21 protein-coding genes are annotated in these 19,299 nt (G+C 50.2%); 8 read left to right on the top strand and 13 right to left on the bottom strand.

The features are described from left to right. Positions 1-185: 185 nt before the first annotated feature. From ACZ5EH_RS05975 to ACZ5EH_RS05955, 5 genes are all read right to left on the bottom strand, one after another. A protein-coding gene (locus tag ACZ5EH_RS05975) for an IS3 family transposase (RefSeq protein WP_464277216.1) occupies positions 186-1,282 on the bottom strand; the annotation gives its coding sequence in 2 pieces (ribosomal slippage) (positions 186-1,030 and positions 1,030-1,282; 1,098 coding nt in all). A gap of 668 nt (positions 1,283-1,950) precedes the next feature. Beyond that, positions 1,951-2,262, bottom strand: coding sequence for an STAS domain-containing protein (locus tag ACZ5EH_RS05970; RefSeq protein WP_464277215.1), 312 nt, complete (start codon positions 2,260-2,262; stop codon positions 1,951-1,953). A 42-nt stretch (positions 2,263-2,304) separates the two neighbouring features. Beyond that, positions 2,305-3,576, bottom strand: a complete 1,272-nt coding sequence (locus ACZ5EH_RS05965) for a PP2C family protein-serine/threonine phosphatase (RefSeq protein ID WP_464277214.1) — start codon at positions 3,574-3,576, stop codon at positions 2,305-2,307. Then, positions 3,573-4,616 carry a D-glycero-beta-D-manno-heptose-7-phosphate kinase gene (rfaE1, locus tag ACZ5EH_RS05960; RefSeq protein WP_464277213.1) on the bottom strand — a complete coding sequence of 348 codons (1,044 nt, stop codon included), beginning with the start codon at positions 4,614-4,616 and terminating at the stop codon, positions 3,573-3,575. The genes ACZ5EH_RS05965 and rfaE1 overlap by 4 nt, the downstream gene beginning before the upstream one ends. Before the next feature lie 21 nt (positions 4,617-4,637). Beyond that, positions 4,638-5,543: a ParB/RepB/Spo0J family partition protein gene (locus ACZ5EH_RS05955; protein ID WP_464277212.1), complete on the bottom strand. Its 906-nt coding sequence runs from the start codon at positions 5,541-5,543 to the stop codon at positions 4,638-4,640. A 92-nt stretch (positions 5,544-5,635) separates the two neighbouring features. Here ACZ5EH_RS05955 and ACZ5EH_RS05950 point away from each other — a divergent pair, with 92 nt between their 5' ends. After that, entirely contained in the window at positions 5,636-6,043 is a 408-nt protein-coding gene (locus tag ACZ5EH_RS05950) for a hypothetical protein (protein WP_464277211.1), read from the top strand. Positions 6,044-6,122: 79 nt separating this feature from the next. Here the strand turns inward: ACZ5EH_RS05950 and ACZ5EH_RS05945 are convergent, their stop codons facing one another. The 6 genes from ACZ5EH_RS05945 to ACZ5EH_RS05920 all read right to left on the bottom strand — a co-directional run bounded on the left by ACZ5EH_RS05945 (position 6,123) and on the right by ACZ5EH_RS05920 (position 10,806). Continuing rightward, on the bottom strand, positions 6,123-6,899 hold the full coding sequence (locus tag ACZ5EH_RS05945) for a ParA family protein (RefSeq protein ID WP_464277210.1): 777 nt from the start codon (positions 6,897-6,899) through the stop codon (positions 6,123-6,125). 54 nt (positions 6,900-6,953) lie between these two features. Continuing rightward, entirely contained in the window at positions 6,954-7,256 is a 303-nt protein-coding gene (locus tag ACZ5EH_RS05940; protein WP_464277209.1) for a GAK system XXXCH domain-containing protein, read from the bottom strand. Between the two features lie 91 nt (positions 7,257-7,347). Next, entirely contained in the window at positions 7,348-8,361 is a 1,014-nt protein-coding gene (locus tag ACZ5EH_RS05935; RefSeq protein WP_464277208.1) for an NAD-dependent epimerase, read from the bottom strand. A gap of 66 nt (positions 8,362-8,427) precedes the next feature. Further along, positions 8,428-9,093, bottom strand: coding sequence for a hypothetical protein (locus tag ACZ5EH_RS05930; protein WP_464277207.1), 666 nt, complete (start codon positions 9,091-9,093; stop codon positions 8,428-8,430). Further along, entirely contained in the window at positions 9,069-10,304 is a 1,236-nt protein-coding gene (gene coaBC / locus ACZ5EH_RS05925) for a bifunctional phosphopantothenoylcysteine decarboxylase/phosphopantothenate--cysteine ligase CoaBC (protein WP_464277206.1), read from the bottom strand. The genes ACZ5EH_RS05930 and coaBC overlap by 25 nt, the downstream gene beginning before the upstream one ends. Positions 10,305-10,326: 22 nt before the next feature. Further along, on the bottom strand, positions 10,327-10,806 hold the full coding sequence (locus ACZ5EH_RS05920) for a hypothetical protein (RefSeq protein WP_464277205.1): 480 nt from the start codon (positions 10,804-10,806) through the stop codon (positions 10,327-10,329). A gap of 246 nt (positions 10,807-11,052) precedes the next feature. Here ACZ5EH_RS05920 and queA point away from each other — a divergent pair, with 246 nt between their 5' ends. The 6 genes from queA (at position 11,053) to aroE (ending at position 16,084) form a co-directional block, all read left to right on the top strand. Next, positions 11,053-12,132, top strand: coding sequence for a tRNA preQ1(34) S-adenosylmethionine ribosyltransferase-isomerase QueA (queA, locus tag ACZ5EH_RS05915; RefSeq protein ID WP_464277204.1), 1,080 nt, complete (start codon positions 11,053-11,055; stop codon positions 12,130-12,132). A gap of 254 nt (positions 12,133-12,386) precedes the next feature. Beyond that, a complete protein-coding gene (locus tag ACZ5EH_RS05910) occupies positions 12,387-12,632 on the top strand; it encodes a 4Fe-4S dicluster domain-containing protein (protein ID WP_464277203.1) in 246 nt (81 codons plus the stop codon). After that, positions 12,632-13,702 (top strand): 3-methyl-2-oxobutanoate dehydrogenase subunit VorB, encoded by a 1,071-nt coding sequence (locus ACZ5EH_RS05905; protein ID WP_464277202.1) that lies wholly within the window; start codon positions 12,632-12,634, stop codon positions 13,700-13,702. Before ACZ5EH_RS05910 ends, ACZ5EH_RS05905 begins: the two co-directional genes overlap by 1 nt. Before the next feature lie 9 nt (positions 13,703-13,711). After that, complete coding sequence (locus tag ACZ5EH_RS05900; RefSeq protein WP_464278269.1) at positions 13,712-14,482, top strand: thiamine pyrophosphate-dependent enzyme; 771 nt, start codon at positions 13,712-13,714, stop codon at positions 14,480-14,482. Between the two features lie 12 nt (positions 14,483-14,494). Further along, positions 14,495-15,052, top strand: a complete 558-nt coding sequence (locus ACZ5EH_RS05895) for a 2-oxoacid:acceptor oxidoreductase family protein (RefSeq protein ID WP_464277201.1) — start codon at positions 14,495-14,497, stop codon at positions 15,050-15,052. 171 nt (positions 15,053-15,223) lie between these two features. Next, a complete protein-coding gene (gene aroE, locus ACZ5EH_RS05890; RefSeq protein WP_464277200.1) occupies positions 15,224-16,084 on the top strand; it encodes a shikimate dehydrogenase in 861 nt (286 codons plus the stop codon). Between the two features lie 60 nt (positions 16,085-16,144). Here the strand turns inward: aroE and ACZ5EH_RS05885 are convergent, their stop codons facing one another. Next, the gene (locus ACZ5EH_RS05885; RefSeq protein WP_464277199.1) at positions 16,145-17,761 is read right to left on the bottom strand and encodes a LysM peptidoglycan-binding domain-containing protein; all 1,617 of its coding nucleotides are present in this window, start codon (positions 17,759-17,761) and stop codon (positions 16,145-16,147) included. A 374-nt stretch (positions 17,762-18,135) separates the two neighbouring features. On the opposite strand from ACZ5EH_RS05885, the gene rlmB reads away from it, so the two are divergent. After that, the gene (rlmB, locus tag ACZ5EH_RS05880; protein WP_464277198.1) at positions 18,136-18,897 is read left to right on the top strand and encodes a 23S rRNA (guanosine(2251)-2'-O)-methyltransferase RlmB; all 762 of its coding nucleotides are present in this window, start codon (positions 18,136-18,138) and stop codon (positions 18,895-18,897) included. A gap of 123 nt (positions 18,898-19,020) precedes the next feature. Here the strand turns inward: rlmB and fliQ are convergent, their stop codons facing one another. After that, positions 19,021-19,290: a flagellar biosynthesis protein FliQ gene (fliQ, locus tag ACZ5EH_RS05875; RefSeq protein ID WP_464277197.1), complete on the bottom strand. Its 270-nt coding sequence runs from the start codon at positions 19,288-19,290 to the stop codon at positions 19,021-19,023. Positions 19,291-19,299 lie beyond the last annotated feature (9 nt).

Genomic DNA, 19,299 nt, shown 5'->3' with positions numbered 1-19,299 from the left:
GTAGTTTCACGTGAAACGCTTCTAATTATGGTTTCTATTCTGACATGTTTATGTGTCTGTCCTAATCACAAGATTTTTAGATTTTTACAGCCATTTTACACGCGTGATTTAGTATTTTGATTACCACCTTTCTTAGCAGCCCTGCACTCCAGTTTTTTTACATATCCCCTTGTAGCCTTCCCAAGTTAGTGCCAGCCAAAAGTAGAGATTTCCTGGGGTGAATGGGCTTCGAGGTACTCGGCTGGCGTCAGGTCGCCAAGTGATTCGTGGGGCCGTTCCTCGTTGTACTCCTTGATCCAGTTCTCCGTGGTCAGAGTGTGAAAAAGATAAAAAATAAGCACTTCATTCCAGTACGTCTTGTTGAACCTTTCGACGTTCGAATTCTGCGTCGGCTTGCCCGGCTGTATGAACTCCAGGTCCACGCCATGGATTTCCGCCCAATCGGCCATGGTCACCGAGACCAGTTCCGGTCCGTTATCCATTTGAATCCGTTCGGGAAGCCCACGCCAGGCAACAATGCGGTCGAGCACTCGCGTCACCCGCGCCGCCGGCAGTTTTGTATCCACCTCGATGGCCAGGCACTCCCGGCTGAAGTCGTCCAGCACGTTGAAGGTCCGGAATCGCTGCCCGCTCATGAAGGCGTCGTGCATGAAGTCCAGCGACCAGCACACATTCGCCTCGGGTGGCACGGCCAACGGTTGCGGATTCCTTGAAGGCAACCGCTTCTTGCCCTTTCGGCGCAGATTCAGCTTCAACAGGCAGTATACGCGGTAGACCCGTTTGTGGTTCCAGCGATAGCCGTGCCGGCGAACGACAGCGAAGAGCTTGCCGAAGCCGTAGCGCGGATAGCGTTCGGCCAGCTTGAGCAGTGCTTCGATCACGGGCGAGTCATCCCGCGGCGTAGGCTGATAGCCGTAGACGGTCCGACTCAGACGCACTGCGGCGCATGACTGCCTGATACTCACACCGTGTTCATGGCGCATATGATCGATCAGATCGCGCTTCTCAGCCGGCCTTAAAGCTTTTTTGCGATAACGTCCTTGAGCGCCTCGTTTTCCAGGCTTAAGTTCGCGAACATGCGCTTGAGCTTGCGGTTCTCCTCTTCGAGCTCCTTGAGGCGCCGGATATCCGAGGCGTCCATGCCTCCGTACTTGGACTTCCAGCTGTAGTAGGTCGCTTGGCTCACGCCGTATTCGCGGCAGACATCAGCAACCTTGCGACCGCCTTCGACTTCCTTGAGAATCTTGAGGATCTGGCTTTCAGTGAATCGAGATTTCCGCATTGCTTCCTCCATGGGATCCTTTTGCCAGAAATCTCCAGTTTTTGCTGGCCCTGTCTTACGGGAAAGCTACATAACGAACACTATAGAAACTGATGTTTACGCCGCATTTCTAGAATGAACCACAACTGTTACGTCCTACGGAGTTCTTCATCAAGGATCAAAGCTAGTACTTTACGAACTGCAAATGCACGAAGACCCTTAGAGACGCAGGTGCTCGTATCTTCATGGAGGGTCCAGACGTTTATTAAACTAAGCCTAGAACGAATGGATGTGGCGTTTACTGAAATTTGAATACGAATATATATCTGAATTCGTAAATCGTCAGCGAATAACGGTGGGCTTTACCTGGTGGATTGATTTATACATCAACTACGTCTGCATAAGATCCTTAACCGAAGAGATATGATGGAGATTTTTAGAATTTTTTTGCAAAGGGCTATATCATCTGGATTGCCCCAGGAAGGCGGCATAGCATCCAGACATGTCCACCTTAGTATTGTCGCTGAGTGGTTTAAAGACGTGAATGTTTTTTATAAGTCGAAAGAATGACGAGATAGATGTGGCGGCCGAGGGGATACTATTCAGAGAACTATCAATTTAAATTTATATAGTACAATTTTCACAGTATTAAAGGCACCATCTCCAGACAAGATGGTGCCTTTTAATATTCATATATTGAATAATTTATCCACCTGAGTAAGTTGAAAAATCTTTTTTACTTCAGGTGTAATGTCTACAATTTCAAGGCTTCTGCCCTGCTCTACCAAATGTCGTCTTGCTTCAATAAAAACTGCGAGACCAGAACTATCCAAGTAGTTTAAATTTCCCAAATCAAGCTTTACTGGTCCTGATGTTTTTTCTATATAATTAAGGAGACCAGTCCTAATTTTAGGAGTAACAGTATAGTCAATTTCACCAGTCATTTTGACGATACCATTTTTATCTACTTTAATTGCCCACAAATCATTTTTTTCTGACATAATTGATTCCCCTAAAAGCAATGTTTCACGTGAAACATAAAATTATTTCCGCCATATCTCAACAAGGGTCAGATCATCATTAGCGTCCACATTCCCACGCCATTGTTCAACCTTATTTATCATGGCGGGACCCTTTACCCCTTCTGGTAAAGAAGAAAGTGTGGAAATAATGTTCTCATCACCGAAAAAATCACCACGACCATTCCTGGCTTCTGAAATACCATCAGTCATAAATAGTAGAGAGGTATTTTCTTTAAGGTGTATTTCCTGCTCAGTAAAAATGCTATTTTCATCTATTCCTACAGGCGGGCCCTGCAACCCAGAAATTTCTGTAATTCCATCTGTAGCGACTATTAACGGGGGCAAGTGCCCTGCTAAGGAAATTAAAGCCCTCCCGTTTTCTGGCCAATATCTGCAACACACAAGTGTAGCGAATAATTGCTGCGCCATTATGTCAAACATTTCTTCATTTAAGGCTTTAATCAAATTGGCAGGATGTTCATGTTCTGTAGAAAGACTCCTGAATGTCGTCCACAAACTGGCGCCGATTAAAGCTGCAGGAAGACCTTTTCCGGAAACATCTGCCACAATAATCAATAAGCTTTCTTTACTACTTATGACATCATAAAAATCACCACCCACAAAAATAGCAGGCTTGGTCTGTGCGTACAGTACATGGTTGTCATCAATTTTTGGGGTCCGAGGGAGAAAATTACGTTGAATACGTGCAGCGGCGTCCAATTGTGCCTGGAATCTTTCCTGCTTAAGCATCGCATCAAGTAATTTTGAGCGGACCAGAGCTACAGCACCCAGATGTGAAAAACTCTCAAGGATTAATAAATCCTGGTTGTCGAAATTATCTTTATCCTTGGCATTTAATACTTGGACAACACCCAGCAATTCAGCATTATATATCACGGGGACGCATAGAATTGATTTGGTGACAAAACCTGAAATTTTATCAATATTCTTATTAAAGCGCTCATCCTGGTGGACATTTTCAACTATTATTGAGCTTCGTGTGGCAGCAACATGACCGGCGATTCCCTCGCCTAGTTTTAATTCTATTTTCTTATTAATAATGGATTCTGCAGTGCCTTCCTGCTCGTTATAAGCGAGGGCAAACTCAAGTGTATTGGTCTCTTCCTTGTAAAGCAGTATGGAAGAAGCTTCGGCATGGGTAACTTCTTGCGCCAAGTGAAGTAATCTGGGCAACAATTCACTCAGCGATTCCACCTGCGCGAGGGCCTGGTTTGCCTCAATGAGTTTTTGTAGGCGTAGAGTCGTATCATCAAAAGATAACGAAGAAATCATATGCGTTCACTATTCCAGGCTTTTACTTCTGGTAATGGCCACCGTTCAATTACTTCTGATATTTGCTGTAGTGATGCAGATGCTGCCCCCACTTCTCCTACCACTATACCAGCTGCGTAATTCGCAAGCAAACTACTAATGAGAACAGAGTTACCAGAAGCAATGGAAAGACCCATCATGGCAATAACCGTATCACCTGCGCCCGTAACATCAAATACTTCTTGTGACATTGCCGGAACATGCCAGATAGTGTCGTTTTCAGTAAAAACAGCCATGCCCTGTGACCCTAATGTAATCAGTAAGTTACTTACTCCGAGACGCTCTTTGATTGTATTTCCGGTATCTATAATGTCGTTGGTTTCTTTAATTCCATGATGCCCGGCACAGGCAGCAGCTTCCTTTGTATTGGGGGTCATTAAAAAAGGTGACCTATATAAATCAAAATTAATTGGTTTAGGATCGATCAAAATCTTTATGTTTTTACCACTTTCACTGGTGATAGCAGCAAGTTGTAACATCAAATCTTTTGTGACAACGCCTTTCCCATAATCAGAAATAATAATGACGCTGATCTCAGACAGTTGGTCTTTGATTGCAGTAATAATCTGATCGGTAATCTCTGGCGCGTTGGGATCCGAGGATTCCCTATCAATTCGTACAATTTGCTGGGTATGGGCAATAACACGGGTTTTGACGGTTGTTGGACGGGAGCTATCCTTAATGAGATTCGCTTCAAGACTGTTCATTTTCAAAGTTTGGCGTAACAAGGTGGACTCTTCATCTGTACCGCAGGTGCACACGAGTTTCGGTGCTCCGCCAAGCGCTTGAATATTTTTGGCTACGTTACCAGCTCCCCCCAGATGCAGGTTTTCGCGTGTTGTACTCAATACTGGAACAGGAGCTTCTGGAGAAATACGATCGACATTGCCGAAAATATATCTGTCCAACATCAAGTCACCCACAATAAGCACCTTGGCATGCTTAAGGGAGCGCAGTGCAGTGAACAAAGAATCTTTGGATATAGAGGGGGTGCTGTTCATAGTTAAAATTGCTTGTAACAATTAAGCCTGTAATAAGTTGAGAATACGCTCAAGCTCATCTTCAGAAGAAAAAGATATGGTCATTTTGCCCTTATCAGGAGATCCGGACATTTTAACCTTAACTGAAAGATCGGTACTGAGTTTTTTTTGCAAATTTTTGAAGGAAGGGTCTGTTGTTCTGGAACTCTGGGGTTTGCTTTCAGAGGGAGCAATTGCCGGTTCCAACGCACCATCTTCAGGCAAGGTTCCGTGGGTGCGAATATGAGCTGCCAATTCTTCCACAGAGCGAACAGAGAGTTGTTGCTCGACTATCCTGTCACGTAATTCCTTTTGCAAACCTGGGTCCTGTATACCGAGCATTGCGCGCGCGTGACCAGCTGATAAAACGCCCTCTTTTACATCATTTTGTAGGAACTCAGGTAATTGCAACAGACGCAATGAATTTGTGACTGCTGAACGGCTTTTCCCTACCGCTTTGGCAATTTCATCCTGGCTGCAAGAAAGTTGTTTCTGAAGATTTGCAAAGCCCAGCGCCTCGTCAAGAGGATTCAAGTCTTCACGCTGGAGGTTTTCGATCATGGCCAGGACCAGGCTGTCATCATCACTCATTTCCCGCACCATGGCCGGGATAACTTTAAGGCCGGCAACCTTGGATGCACGTAAGCGACGTTCTCCAGCAATAAGTTCATATTGCTCTTCATCGCCATTAACTTTACGAACAAGAATCGGTTGCAAGACACCGCGATTTTTTATTGATTGTGCGAGTTCTTCAAGGCTTTCCGCAGGGAAATTGCGACGCGGCTGGAATTGGTTTGGTATTATCGAGCTGAGATCAAGCTGTTTGATATCACCTTCAGAGCGCGGTTCGGCATTACTTTTAAGAAGAGCGTCCAGGCCCTTGCCCAGGCCCCTTTGCATTGCAGCCATGCTTATTGCTCCTTACATTGGGCGGTGTCACTGATTGACAGTGGAAAGTAGCGTCATTAGTTGAAGGTATTGATAGTTAAAAGGAGGCCTAAATGTCAAAGTCTTGGGACGGTGTAACACACCTCTATGATAATAAAGGAAATTTTTTAGGGGTCATGATTGCCCCTGATGTGTGGGAAAAGACAAAACACAAAGTTGCTCATTTTTTTGAGCAGGCTAAACCTGCTGCATTGAAGGTTCTTCCTGAACCTATGGAAGATTGGGAATCGTTGAAGGCGTTTTGGGATTTCAAATACCCAATCAACAAGGAAGTATTCTGTGAAAATTGTCAAAGCTGCACTAATGACTGGGAAGCAGATTCACCCCGAAAATTTCGTTTGATGGCGTGCAATATTGGCGGATTGGCCCGGTTTGAATGTCAGGAGTGTCATGGCCTTGTGACCAAACGCCATTTCAAGGATGAAATTCAATGTGTATGTACGGCATGTGAAGATCGTTAAGAGTACACTTCATAAATAACAATAAGCCCCCTGCTTGCGTGCAAACAGGGGGCTTTTTCTTTACTATCCAGCTTTAATTCTATGCGGATTTGGAAGGCTTGCGCAATACGACTTCTTTGGCAAGAGCCAGATAGGCCTCAGCGCCCTTGGATTTGATGTCGTACTTGATGATAGATTTCCCGAAACTGGGCGCTTCAGAAAGACGCACGTTTCGTGGAATAATCGTTTCGAAAATTTTATCCGGGAAGCACTTGCGCACTTCGTTCTTAACCTGCCGGGAAAGGCGATTACGTACGTCGTACATGGTCAAGAGTACCCCTGTAAGCTTCAATCTGGGGTTAAGGCGCTTCTTGACCTGCTCATAGGTCTGCAAGAGCTTTACAATGCCCTCCAGGGCGAAATACTCGCACTGGAGAGGGATAAGCAGTTCTGTAGCCGCGCAGAGCGCGTTAAGTGTCAGCAGACCCAAAGAGGGAGGACAATCGAGAATGATGTAGTCGTACTGGGACTGGAATGGCTTTAAAAGATCAGCCAGATAATATTCTCTGGCCATCTTATCCACGAGCTCTACTTCTGCTCCAACAAGGTCTTGAGAACCTGGGAGTATGTCTACATAGGAAGAAGGCGTAGCATAAATGGCATTGATTGCCTCATCAGGAGAGAAAAAAGAACTGTACAGTGTGTGAGACAGCTCGTCATGATCCATACCAATACCACTGGTGGCATTGGCTTGAGGATCGCAATCAACGAGAAGTACGCTCTTTTCCATAACAGCAAGGGACGCAGCAAGGTTGACAGCCGTAGTCGTTTTGCCGACGCCGCCCTTTTGATTGGCAATAACAATGGATCGAGCCACTAAGCTTCCCTTTTCAGATAGTATGATACAAACAGCCCTGTTTCACGTGAAACATCACTCAAGGCCGTCAGGACCATAGGTGCGGTGACAAAAAGTTTTGGCGTCGTGGATGGACTCAACTAACAAGATAGCGTCTGCAGTGAGTCCTTGTTTAACACTTTTATGCAATTGATCTACAATATGCACAAAGTCCTCACACTCATCCACCCAATCCTCTTCAGCCATGGTCATCATGCGTCTTGCCAGGCGTTCAAAATGAGCAACATCAGCAGCAGCCGGTAACTCTCCAAGCTGCGTTTGCTCCTGGATAGTGGTGAATAAAGCATCCATCTCTTGTTTAAGCTTCTTCATCTCCATGGAAAACGACCCTTTGAGTGCAACGAATAATTGTCTGGTTTCAATTTATATAGTTGCTAGTGCAATCTGTGGAATCGTGTCAATAGATTTTTCATTTCGTACGAAAGTACTCGTTATACCAGGCAACAAATTGTTCAAGACCGTACTCTATAGGTGTCTGCGGCTTGAAATCAAAGTCGCGAGTCAAATCATCGATGTCTGCATACGTCTCAGGTACATCACCAGGTTGCAAGGGCAAATATTCCTTTACAGCCTCTTTCCCAAGAATTTTTTCCAGAACTTCAATGAAGTAGCCCAGTTCTACTGAATTGTTGTTCCCAATGTTATAAATGCGATAGGGAGCAGGGCTGGAACTCGGATCAGGCTTCTTGGGATCCCACTCCGGATTCGGAGAAGGAGGACGCATACAAACACGGTACAACCCTTCTACTATATCGTCAATGTAGGTAAAATCGCGTCGCATATCGCCATTATTGAATACCTTGATGGGGCGGTTTTCCAAAATGGCGGATGTGAACAGGTACAAAGCCATGTCCGGTCGTCCCCAAGGGCCGTATACCGTGAAAAAACGAAGTCCAGTACATGGCATCCGGAACAGGTGCGCATAAGAATGTGCAATCAATTCATTGGACTTCTTTGTGGCTGCGTAAATGCTGATGGGGTGATCAACGTTATCGTGAACACTAAAAGGCATTTGTGTGTTCAATCCGTACACGGAACTGGATGATGCAAAAACGAAATGCTCGACATCGTTCAGTCGGGAATTGTCCAATATGTTGAAATATCCATCGATATTTGTATCGATGTAAGCCTGAGGATTCTCCAGGCTATAACGGACACCAGCCTGAGCTGCCAGATTAACAACATGCGTGAACTTGTTATCAGCAAAAAGTTTTTTCACGGCAGGGGCGTCATGCATATCAATCTGCATGAATTCAAAATTGGAACCCTGTTGCAGTATCGAAAGTCGATCTTTCTTTATTTGCACGCTGTAATAGGAGTTCAGGTTATCGAGCCCCACTACGTGGTGCCCTTCTGCCTGAAGTCGGCGACAAAGGTGAAAACCAATGAAGCCGGCAGCGCCAGTAACCAAAAATCGTTTCATGTTTCGTCCTTTATGTGCAGTAGCGTGTTTCGTAATCTCGTCAATTATCTGTGCATGCTATTCAGGTCAAGGGAGCTGGATGGCATGTGCCTGCATGAGAGAAAGCAATGTCGGAACAAAGGCCACAGCGTTTTGCGCAGCCATTTCGGTAACTGCTGGAAAAGCATGCAGCGTGATGTTGCCCGGCTGTGCTTTTTTCGCAGCCTCACTTTGCAGCAAAGCTGTCGCCTGTTCACCAAAACTGCAAACGTGAAGAGCGCCATGACGTGTAACGCCCTGCCAAAAGCGAGATACGTCGGGTACAAGCTGTTCGCCTTCCGGTACGCATACAGGCCAGAAGCCTATGCTGCCGCGGGGTAGCCGCATTAGCTGAATAAGCTGTTGCAGAAAGGCTCTGCGCGCAGCACTGGGGGTACCCAGCATATCGCCACCCAATTCCCAATACGTCCAGATGACATGGCAATGCTTTTGCGGGCCATTTTCAAGTTGCAGCCACCCTGTGGAGGGGGAAGAAGAATGTGGCACGTTGGCAGTCGTAGGTTGTGCGGTTTTTGCAGCAGGAGGTTCCTGTGATGCAATTGCATCCACGTTTGCAGCAGCCGGAGCAGCGGTTTCAGACGCAGAGTCAGGTTTTTCAGGAACAGCTCCCTCCCCTTCATTGATAACGTAGTACAACCCGCTAGCATGCCAGGGGCGCAAGGATTCGTTCATGAAAATGCGAGCAATAGCCAATCCCAGACTCTCCAGGCGATTTCAGGTTTAGGCATCAAGGGCCATTGCTCGATGCGCCCCAACCGGTCAAGAACCAGAACCTTGTTTGTGCTGGTTGTGAACCCGGCGCCAGGCTCGTCAATGCGGTTGGCCACGATCATATCGAGCCCTTTGCGTTCTAGCTTGTCCCGCGCGTGGATTTCCAGATCACTCGTTTCCGCTGCAAAACCAATGATCTTCTGTTTATCCTTTTTAGATGCAGACATGGCTGCAAGCACATCGAAATTGGCTGAAAAGGGAATGGAAAGATCACCCTTTATTGCGGTTTTCTTGCGTTTTTGCGCACTTGACTCAGAAGGTCGGAAATCCGCCACTGCAGCAGTAAAGCAGCCTACATCCTGTTGCGGCCAGGTGTCATTGCAGGCTTCGTACAATTCGTTGGCAGATGTAATATCAAGCCGTAAAATGTCATCAGGCAATTGCGGTACGCCGGGCCCGCAGATAGCGGTTACCCGTGCTCCACGGAGCCAGGCGGCAATAGCCAGACTCGCGCCCATGGTGCCCGAAGACGGGTTGCTCCAGAACCGTACGGCGTCCCAGTGTTCGCGTGTTGGGCCTATGGTCAGCAAAACGCGCAAATTCTCCATGTTTTGAGGAGAAAGGGAGCGCAAGCCGGCAAGGTAAATGCTTTCCAGGGAGGCCAAGCGTCCTATGCCCGTGTCGCCACAGGCCACATCGCCAGATTCAGGCCCGACAAAAACATGCCCACGCTCGATGAGCTTGGCGACATTGGCTTGTGTGGCTGACGCGTGCCATAAATTTGGGTTCATGGCAGGGGCAAAAACGATTGGCCTGGGAAAAGAAAGCATCTGGCTGCCAAGCATATCGTCTGCAATGCCAAGGGCGGCCTTGGCCAGTGTTTGCGCAGTGGCGGGAGCAACAACCAGAGCATCGGCTTCGCGTCCTGGATGCAGATGGGCGTATATGCCCTGTGCCCCTGGCTCCACCGGATACATATCGCAATGTACCGGGTCAGCGCCCAACGCCTGAAAGCTCAAAGGCGTCACAAATTGCCTTGCGGACTGTGTGAGCGTAACACCGGCGCTACAGCCGGTGGAAAGGAACTTGCGTAATAGATCAAGGGATTTGTAAGCAGAAATGCTGCCGCTTACACCAAGGTGCAGCCGCTTGTCCCTGAATCCTTCAAAACGCAAAAATGCAGGCAAAGCCATGCGGTTACTCCGAAAAAAACTCTTAATACGTGGAATTCGGGGTTATCACCTGGGCGCCGTCGGAAGAGCGGGGAGATACCCAAATCTCGAGTAAGGTCGTAAACTTGTCGTCAGTAATGTTCATGATGCAGTAGCGGTTCATCTTCTCGAAAACAAGAATGGTCCTGTTGGACTTGAATGCGCTGCGCATCTGCCAGTTATCTTTCATCATATTGTTGATGAAAAAGTTCGTCAGCGAGACAACCTCGACTTTGCCCTCAAACACCATAACGCCGGATTTCATGCTGGGTGTTTCCAGGATGAAGGAGTCCTTGGTCTGCAGCTCCATTTCTTTCGGCACAAGAATGTCATCAAAATCATAATAAAAATCAGATTCTTCTGCCGTGGTGGCGGGTACTGCGCCAGGTTCATTGTCGGAAGCGCCACCGGTCTGCATCTGTGCGCAGGAGACAGTAGAGAGCAAAAGCATCAGAATAAGAATGCGAAAAACCGGGGCTTGCATGGCATCCTCCTGAAAGGTAGTGACGTCGGCGTCGTCATTGTAATTTCTGCGTGAATTGTGCGCACTCGAAAAATTCCGAGATGATCGCATAACTGCGGTATTCGTTTCCAAGTTGCGACCAAACCTCGGAATCCATTACCCGAGCTTCATATAAACCGCAAATTCCAATTACCCCTTGTCAGGAATGAGTAGCCTGGTTTTTCAAAAAAGGGGGCCAGATGTGGTGAGTCTATGGATACAAAAAAAATGAATACAGATAGTGAGTGGTCCCTTGAAGGCTATGATTACGAACTTCCAGAAGCGCAAATAGCACAGCATCCAGCGGAAAATCGCGCAGGTTCGCGGCTTTGCGTAGTGGACAGAAACGGCGCAGACAGCCTGCATCAGTTTGTGGATTTGCAGGATTTTCTCCCGGAAAACGCTCTCATCGTAGTCAATAATTCGAAAGTCGTGCCGGCCCGCATGCACGGACAATCCGAAGCAGGGAAAAAAGCGGAATTTCTGTTATTAACACCGCTCCCCCTCCTGGAAATAATGGAACACAGGGGGTGGCGGGTTGCCCATTGCCAGGGGCTTTTAAAAGGAAGCAAACGATTCAAGACGGGCGATGAAATAATTTTTACGCAGTCACTGCGCTTCACCCTTTCCAGAAAAGAAGATTTTGGTCGTGTAGAGGGTGTTCTCGCATGGAAAGAAGACCTTGAGACATGCATGGAAGTCTGTGGTGAGCCCCCCTTGCCCCCGTATATCAAACGCGATCTCGATGTCGCAGATATGGGGCGCTACCAGACGGTTTATGCAAATGATGCGGAAGCAGGCTCCGTGGCTGCGCCGACGGCCGGGTTGCATTTTGACGCCACGCACCTGGAACAATTACGGCAAAAAGGCCTGGAGATAGCTGAAATCACTTTGTACGTGGGGTACGGTACTTTTAGCCCCATCAGGTGCAAGGATATTCGCGAGCACAGCATGCATGCCGAATATGTGCGTATTTCAAAAGAAACGGCCAACGCAATCCAAAAAGCCAGAGAGGAAAAACGCCCCGTCATTGCTGTGGGCACCACTGTGGTCAGGACGCTGGAAGGCGTTTATCTGGCGACAGGCGGCGTGGAAGAATACGCAGGGTGGGTGAATCTGTTCATTGCACCTGGTTTCAAGTTCTCTGTGGTGGATCATATGATTACCAATTTCCACCTGCCGAAATCATCTTTGCTTGTGCTCGTGTCTGCCTTTGCAGGGCGCAAAAGAATTTTGACAGCGTATACCAAGGCGATAGAATCAGGATTTCGGGTGTTTTCCTACGGTGATGCCATGCTGATTTTATGACGAATGAAAGAATGGCGCATAAGAAATTGCAGCGGCAATACGTAATGGTAAAAAAGAAGATGCAACGCGCGTGAACAGAACGCCTTTCATTTTGAAAGAAAAAACTTTAAAAAGAAATTTCTTTTATATGAACCTAGGGAGCGTCGACCCTTTTTTCGGGCCGGCCAGCTAGCGTAACGGCTTGTCATGCAGGAATATTTCATACTGCAAGACGGTATACGCTTGTAACCTGAAACAACGCAAAGGAAACGCTCATGCCTCGCGTAGAGTTTCTGGATGAACGCTGCAAGGGGTGCCTCCTCTGCACCACGGTGTGCCCTGTCGAGATCATCGTGCAGTCGGAGCGCTTCAACCAGCAAGGGTACAAGGTGGCAGAGGTCAAGCCCGAGGACTTGGAGAAGTGCACAGGGTGCACCTCCTGCGCAATGATTTGTCCTGATTACGCCATCCGGGTTTTCAAAAAGCGCAAATCCAAATCCGCCAAAGAGGAGAACGCGTGATGGCCGAGCAGAATATTGAAAAAATGTTCGTTAAAGGGAACGAGGCAATAGCTTATGGCGCGCTTGCAGCAAAGGCGCGTTGCTATTTCGGCTACCCCATCACGCCGCAGAACGATATTCCGGAAATGCTTTCCAAGGCTATGCCGGAAGCCGGCGGACAGTTCGTGCAGGCGGAAAGTGAAGTGGCCGCTGCCAACATGTTGTTGGGAGCCGCGGCTGCAGGCATCCGCGCGTTCACTTCCTCGTCCAGCCCGGGCGTCTCCCTGATGCAGGAAGCCATTTCCTACATGGCCGGCAGCCAGTTGCCTGGCGTGCTGGTGAACATGAACCGTGGCGGCCCGGGACTTGGCGATATCGGCCCCTCCCAGGGCGACTACTACCAATCCGTCAAGGGCGGTGGCCATGGCGACTACCATTTGATGGTGCTAGCCCCCGGTACCTGTCAGGAAGCTTACGATATGATGATCCAGGCATTTGACCTGGCATACAAGTATCGCAACCCGGTCATGATCCTTGGCGACGCCATTCTGGGGCAAATGAAAGAGCCCCTGGAACCTTGGACGCCGGACAATCTCGATCCCAAAGAAGGGGCGGAGTGGTCCCTCTCCGGAGCCGACGGCAGGCCCTGCCGTTTGCTCAAATCCCTCTATCTGGAAGAAGGGGCCCTGGCCGAGCACAATAAGCTGCTTCAGGCCAAGTACAACGAGATGCGCAAGGAAGTGCAGTACGAGGACTTCCAGACAGAAGACGCCGATCTCGTTGTCGTAGCCTACGGATCCATAGGGCGCATCGTAAAAAGCGCCATCCGCACCATCCGCAAGGAAGGCGGCAAGGTGGGGCTGCTCAGGCCCAAGACCCTGTTCCCCTTCCCCAGTGATGCGTTGGAAGAGCTGGCCAAAAAAGGCAAGCGCTTTCTGACCATCGAACACAACACGGGACAAATGGTCGACGATGTTCGTCTGGCCATCCGCCATCATACCGATTCCGATTTTTATGGCATGATGCCCGGAAACCTCCCCACCCCGGACGATTTCGAGGCGCCCATCAGAGAGCGCCTGAGGAGTTCATAGATGGAAACCATGCTGCACGACGACGAAATACAGGCTTTTACGCTGCCCGAAGTCATCGCCGACCGGCCTTCCCATTATTGCCCCGGCTGTCACCATGGCATCGCCCATCGCCTGGTGGCTGATTGCCTTGTGGAAATGGGGCTCATGGAGAAAACGCTCTGCGTCAGCTCCATCGGCTGCTCGGTCTTTATTTACAACTATCTGCTGGTAGATTCCGTGGAAGCTCCCCATGGCCGTGCTCCTGCCGTGGCCACAGGTGTCAAACGCGCACGGCCCGACCATTTTGTTTTCGCCTATCAGGGTGACGGCGACCTGGCGTCCATCGGCATGGCGGAAATCATGCACGCGGCAAACAGGGGCGAGCGCATCAGTATCGTGTTCGTCAACAACACCGTGTACGGCATGACCGGCGGCCAGATGGCGCCCACCACCCTTGTGGGACAAAAGACCACCACCTGCCCCAGCGGTCGTTGCGAAGAGGTGGAAGGCGGTCCATTCAAAATGGCCGAGATTCTGGCTGGTCTTAATGGCGTGGCGTATTCCGCCCGTGCTGCCACGGATACGGTCAAGAATATCGTCAAGGCCAAGAAGGCCGTACGCAAGGCCTTCGAATGCCAGGTCAAGGGACTCGGCTTCGGTTTTGTGGAACTGCTCTCCGCCTGCCCCACCAACTGGCGCATGACGCCGGTCCAGGCCAACAAGCGCGTGAGCGAGGAAATGATCCCTTGCTTCCCCCTTGGTGTGTACAAGGACAGGACCGAGGAAACCGCCTGCAAGTAAAGGAAAGTGACAATGAGCCTCTATCAGGATGCGATCATAGCAGGATTTGGCGGCCAGGGCGTCATGCTCATCGGCAACCTGCTGGCTTACGCCGGCATGGCCCAAGGCCTGAACGTCACCTATATTCCGGTGTACGGACCGGAAATGCGCGGCGGCACCGCCAACTGCACTGTGGTGCTTTCGGACGACGACATCGGTTCGCCCATCATTTTGCGGCCCCAGAGCCTTATCATCATGAACCGTCCTTCCCTGGATAAGTTCCAGGAGCGTTGCATAGATGATGGGGTGCTGGTGCTCAACTCTTCGCTTGTGGATCCGGAATTGCTGGATACAAAGCGGTTGCGCTGCGTTCCCGTGCCGGCCAACGAAATTGCAGATTCCATAGGCAATACGCGCATGGCCAACATGGTGGCTCTGGGCGCTTATGTGCAGGCCACTGGCATTGTGCCGCTGGAGGCCGTCATCGGCAGCCTGGACAAGATTATCGCCGCCCACTACGCCCACCTCATTCCCAAAAATGCGGAAGCCCTGAAGTCCGGCGCAGAACACGCCGCCGGAGTGCTGGCGTAACGCAACATTGCTACACCTTGTTAACAGCGGGGGGCCTTTCAGTGGAAAGGTCCCCTGTTTTTATTGCACACCAGGCAATTTGCATTGAAAAGAAAGGAACATCCCTTTACAAAAAATGCGTGGCAATAAACGCGGCGCGGTACGCAATGCCGAAAAGCAAGGAGAACGCTCATGGCTGTAGAAACAACAAACTATGACAGTAAGGGCACAAAAAACTCTTTGCGACCTCCTGAGGCCCTCTACGGCGTTTTAGGGCACCCTTTGGGGCATAGTCTGAGTCCTGATCTGCATACCTGGAGTTACGGTGTTCTGGACGTCGCCGCAGCGTATATGCGCTGGGATGTGCCGCCAAAGAATTTTCCCGGATTCATGACCGCCGTGCGCGCCCTGCCCATTTCCGGCGTCAGCGTCACAATTCCCTACAAAGAGCAGGTCATTCCCTATCTCGATGGCATGACGCCCATGGCCGGGCGTGTGGGCGCAGTGAATACCCTGTATTGGGAAGACGGGCGTCTGCTGGGGGATAACACAGACGTCACGGGATTTATGGAGCCACTGCAGGGGCGCAGTTACGCTTCGGCCCTGATATTGGGCGCAGGAGGCGTGGCCCGCGCCGCCCTCGTCGGCCTGCAGGAGTTGGGTGTCAAAAAAATACGGCTTGCCAACCGTTCGTTTCCCAGGGGCAAGGCCATGGCGGAAGAATTCGGGGCCGAGGCCATTGAATGGCAAGAACGCGACAATGTTGATTGCGATTTAATAATAAACGCAACGCCCCTTGGCATGCGTGGAGAACGTGTGAATGATACGCCTTTTCCGCAATTTGCGCTAACCTCAGGAATTACGGTTTTTGATCTGGTGTACAATCCGCTGCACACAAGGCTTTTGCAGGATGCAAAAATGGCGGGTTGCACCATTGTGGATGGCCTTTCCATGTTTCTGGGGCAGGCTCGTGCGCAATGCCGCCTCTGGACAAAAAAAGAGCTCCCCGCCCGTGAAGGCAGGGAGCTGTTGTTGTCCTTCCTGGACAAGTGACCCGGCAGACTGATCGATTGCGGCCAAGGTCCGCTGCCATTCGTCCCTTAGCCGTCGAATCTACTTCCTGTAGAGACTGATCTGATCTCCGGGTTTGATCACCGAATTTTTTTGCAGGCTGTTCCACTCCATCAATTTGTAGGGCGATACCCGGAAGTTGCGGGCAATGCTCCAAAGGGTGTCGCCGTGTTGCACGCGGTATACAGTGCGGCTGGGTGTGGCGGCCGAGGCTACCTGTCTGCTGGCTCTGGAGCTGCTGCCGGGGATGTTGATGACCGCCCCTGCATTGAGAGCGCGGGGGGTGTTCAACCCGTTGGCGCGCTGCAGATCGGATACATTGCAGCCGAAACGCCTGGCCAAGGAGTAGAGCGTATCGCCGGCGCGCACTCTGTATGAGCCTGTGGAAGCGCTGGCCTGGGTACTCACCTTGGTGCTTTTACGCGTGGATACCTTTGTGCTGCGTTGGGGAGTTGCTGCCTTTTCCTTGCGAACGGCAACAGCCTGGCCATGTCCGGGGATGATGATGCGCTGTCCCGGGTGCAGCAGGTTTGATGTGCGACCATTGATACGTTTGAGGGTGCTCATGTCCACATTGTAGCGGCTTGCGATGACGGACCATGAATCACCCCTGCGCACCGTATATTCAAGGGCGCTGTCATAGGTGCGGGAAATGGGGGACTTGGTGTATTTTTCAACGGATGCCAGAGACTCCAGCGGAACATAGGCTGTCGCTTTTCTGGCAGGTGGCGTTGTTTCCCTGCGGAATGCCGGGTTATAGTTCTGGAAATCATTCCAGGACATGTTCGAGGCTTTTGCCAGTCCGCGTAAATCCGTGCCGCCGGGGATGCTGATACTTGTCAGGCGGGGCGCTGCGCTCCAGTTGATCGGCTCCAGGCCAAGCAGTTGCAGGTTGTTGGCAATCTTGACCATGGCGGCGAACCGGGGCACATACGCCAGGGTTTCATCCCGCAGGCGTGTCTTTTGATCAAGGGTGTTGTTGCGTTGCGCAAGTTCAAAAAAGTCTTTGGCGCCGCTTGCCTTGAGAGCTCTGCCCACCTTGCCTTCACCGGCGTTGTAGGCGGCGACAGCCAGGGACCAGTCATCGAACATGTCGTGCAATTTGGTCAGGTAATCGGCGGCAGCGTGAGCAGCCTTGTATGGATCGCGGCGTTCATCCATCCACCAGTCCACTGAAAGGCCGAAACGGCGGCCTGTGAAAGGCATGAACTGCCAGCAGCCAGCAGCACCGGATTTGGAGTAGGCCTTTGGATTATAGCCGCTTTCAATGAAGGGCAGATAAATGAGATCCTCTGGCAGACCGCGTTCCGCAAACACCTGGCGAGCATGGGGAAGGTAACGAGCGCCCCGCTGTGTCCAGTTGTTGATTTTGAAACGAACGTCGCGTTCAAGGAAAAGGAACTGTTCAGTGATAAGCTCTTTGGCATAAGCGCTTTTGCTGAACTTGATCTTGCCTTCATAATTGAGGGCGCGAAATTCCTGCGCGGTGAGTGAGGATTCACCCACATAGTGTGGTGAGGGGTCGGCAAGTTCAGGGTCGACCTTCTCGCGCACGTCAGGTTCATCGAAAACATATTCGGTGCCGACGGGTGCTTTGGACGCGCAAGATGCGGCAAACAATGCAAGTGAGAGTACGATCGTGAGTCGGAGGTATTTCATGGCAGTCTCCTCATCTTTTAGTCAGTTGCTTCCTGCAACTGCGACTGCTCGCTATATTCAATAACGATGCCACAAAAAACTGTAGAAAATATCTAGAAAATTATTATAGTAGATTTAAAGTCTGCAAAGTGAGCGTACAAGCCAACTTTTAGCAGCAGAAGCCTGTAAAAAAAGATACTACTACAGACACTAAAGCAAGAGCAACAGTTGAAAAACTGTGTCATGAGTACCCGATGCGGCAAAACTATAATCTGGCGCTGCTCCGTAAATGCCAAAATTCAGACAGGATAATCTGTTACTAAGAGACAGATGCTTGACGATCCCCCATGGGGGGCGCATCCTTCCAGGACAAGCAAGGCTAAAGGAAACAGTAGATGCAGGATAAAGACAAAACAGGACTGGAACTGGTGGCAGGGCGCAAACCTGTGCGGGAGTGCCTGGAACAGGCGCCGCAACAGGTGGATGGCGTCTGGATTCAACAAGGACTGCGCGCAAAGGATCTTTCGCATATAATGGATTTGTGCAGAAAGGCGGGCTTGCGCTATCAGCATGCGCCCCAGCAACAGATGGATAAAATTTTTCCAGGACGTCACCAGGGTGTTATCGTTAGAATCTTCGCACCCGGTTTCGTGCCCGAGGAGCAGCTCTTTGAAGCCGCCTTTGCTGCACGCTTCAAGGTGTTGCTCGCATTGGACCAGGTGCAGGACCCGGGAAACGTGGGCACAATAGCCCGCACGCTTTCCGGACTCGGGGGCGCTGGAATCATCATCCCCAAGCATAATGCCGCCGGCCTGGGACCCGGTGCAGCCAAGGCAGCAACTGGAGCGCTCTGGCGGTTGCCCTTGTGTAAGGTGACAAATCTTGGTCGCACGCTGGATGCAGCCCGAAACGCAGGCTTGTCGATATATGGCGCTGCCTTGGAAGAAGAAAGCATCGCCTTCCACGAATTGCAGCCCGCGTTACCGGCTGTTCTGGTTCTTGGCGGAGAAGACAAAGGCCTGCGCGAGGGAATTCGCAAACGGTGCGATGCGCTGCTACGCATCCCCATGGAAGGGGGGCTGGGGTCATTGAATGTTGCCCAGGCAGGCGCCCTGCTTATGGGGCACTGGCTGGCGGGCGCTCTTGGCGACGAGTAAATAGCTGAAAAGATGTTTGACGCTAGCAAAAAGGCAGCACCCTTATCGTTACCACTTCCAGATTATCGGGGCGAAACCCTGCTTTGGGGTTTCGCCGCTTGCCAGCAGGAATGAATGCCACCCCTACTGGATGTATTTGGGAAAGTTGATGAACACATCCGTCGTAAAGGTCATCAACTTGTCCATTATCCATGGAAATGAAAATAATAGCGCTAAAAAGATGGCCAGGATCTTGGGAATAAAGGTCAGGGTCATTTCCTGAATCTGCGTGGCGGCCTGCAGAATACTGATGAGAACACCCACCCCAAGGCCAACACCAAGCATGGGAAGCGCCACTGAAAGAGCCAGTTCGATGGATTGACGGGCAAAGCCGATTACGAATTCCGGAGTCATGATTCTATC

The sequence above is a fragment of the Desulfovibrio biadhensis genome (assembly GCF_055388615.1).
The sequence above is the reverse complement of the archived record's forward strand: the minus strand, read 5'-3'. Positions and strand labels throughout refer to the sequence as shown.

Bases quoted from the DNA above. Each gene is read 5' to 3' on its own strand.
- ACZ5EH_RS05970 (WP_464277215.1), bottom strand. From the start codon at position 2,262: ATGTCAGAAAAAAATGATTTGTGGGCAATTAAAGTAGATAAAAATGGT.
- ACZ5EH_RS05965 (WP_464277214.1), bottom strand. From the start codon at position 3,576: ATGATTTCTTCGTTATCTTTTGATGATACGACTCTACGCCTACAAAAA.
- rfaE1 (WP_464277213.1), bottom strand. From the start codon at position 4,616: ATGAACAGCACCCCCTCTATATCCAAAGATTCTTTGTTCACTGCACTG.
- ACZ5EH_RS05955 (WP_464277212.1), bottom strand. From the start codon at position 5,543: ATGGCTGCAATGCAAAGGGGCCTGGGCAAGGGCCTGGACGCTCTTCTT.
- ACZ5EH_RS05950 (WP_464277211.1), top strand. From the start codon at position 5,636: ATGTCAAAGTCTTGGGACGGTGTAACACACCTCTATGATAATAAAGGA.
- ACZ5EH_RS05940 (WP_464277209.1), bottom strand. From the start codon at position 7,256: ATGGAGATGAAGAAGCTTAAACAAGAGATGGATGCTTTATTCACCACT.
- ACZ5EH_RS05935 (WP_464277208.1), bottom strand. From the start codon at position 8,361: ATGAAACGATTTTTGGTTACTGGCGCTGCCGGCTTCATTGGTTTTCAC.
- coaBC (WP_464277206.1), bottom strand. From the start codon at position 10,304: ATGGCTTTGCCTGCATTTTTGCGTTTTGAAGGATTCAGGGACAAGCGG.
- ACZ5EH_RS05920 (WP_464277205.1), bottom strand. From the start codon at position 10,806: ATGCAAGCCCCGGTTTTTCGCATTCTTATTCTGATGCTTTTGCTCTCT.
- queA (WP_464277204.1), top strand. From the start codon at position 11,053: ATGAATACAGATAGTGAGTGGTCCCTTGAAGGCTATGATTACGAACTT.
- ACZ5EH_RS05910 (WP_464277203.1), top strand. From the start codon at position 12,387: ATGCCTCGCGTAGAGTTTCTGGATGAACGCTGCAAGGGGTGCCTCCTC.
- ACZ5EH_RS05905 (WP_464277202.1), top strand. From the start codon at position 12,632: ATGGCCGAGCAGAATATTGAAAAAATGTTCGTTAAAGGGAACGAGGCA.
- ACZ5EH_RS05900 (WP_464278269.1), top strand. From the start codon at position 13,712: ATGCTGCACGACGACGAAATACAGGCTTTTACGCTGCCCGAAGTCATC.
- ACZ5EH_RS05895 (WP_464277201.1), top strand. From the start codon at position 14,495: ATGAGCCTCTATCAGGATGCGATCATAGCAGGATTTGGCGGCCAGGGC.
- aroE (WP_464277200.1), top strand. From the start codon at position 15,224: ATGGCTGTAGAAACAACAAACTATGACAGTAAGGGCACAAAAAACTCT.
- ACZ5EH_RS05885 (WP_464277199.1), bottom strand. From the start codon at position 17,761: ATGAAATACCTCCGACTCACGATCGTACTCTCACTTGCATTGTTTGCC.
- rlmB (WP_464277198.1), top strand. From the start codon at position 18,136: ATGCAGGATAAAGACAAAACAGGACTGGAACTGGTGGCAGGGCGCAAA.
- fliQ (WP_464277197.1), bottom strand. From the start codon at position 19,290: ATGACTCCGGAATTCGTAATCGGCTTTGCCCGTCAATCCATCGAACTG.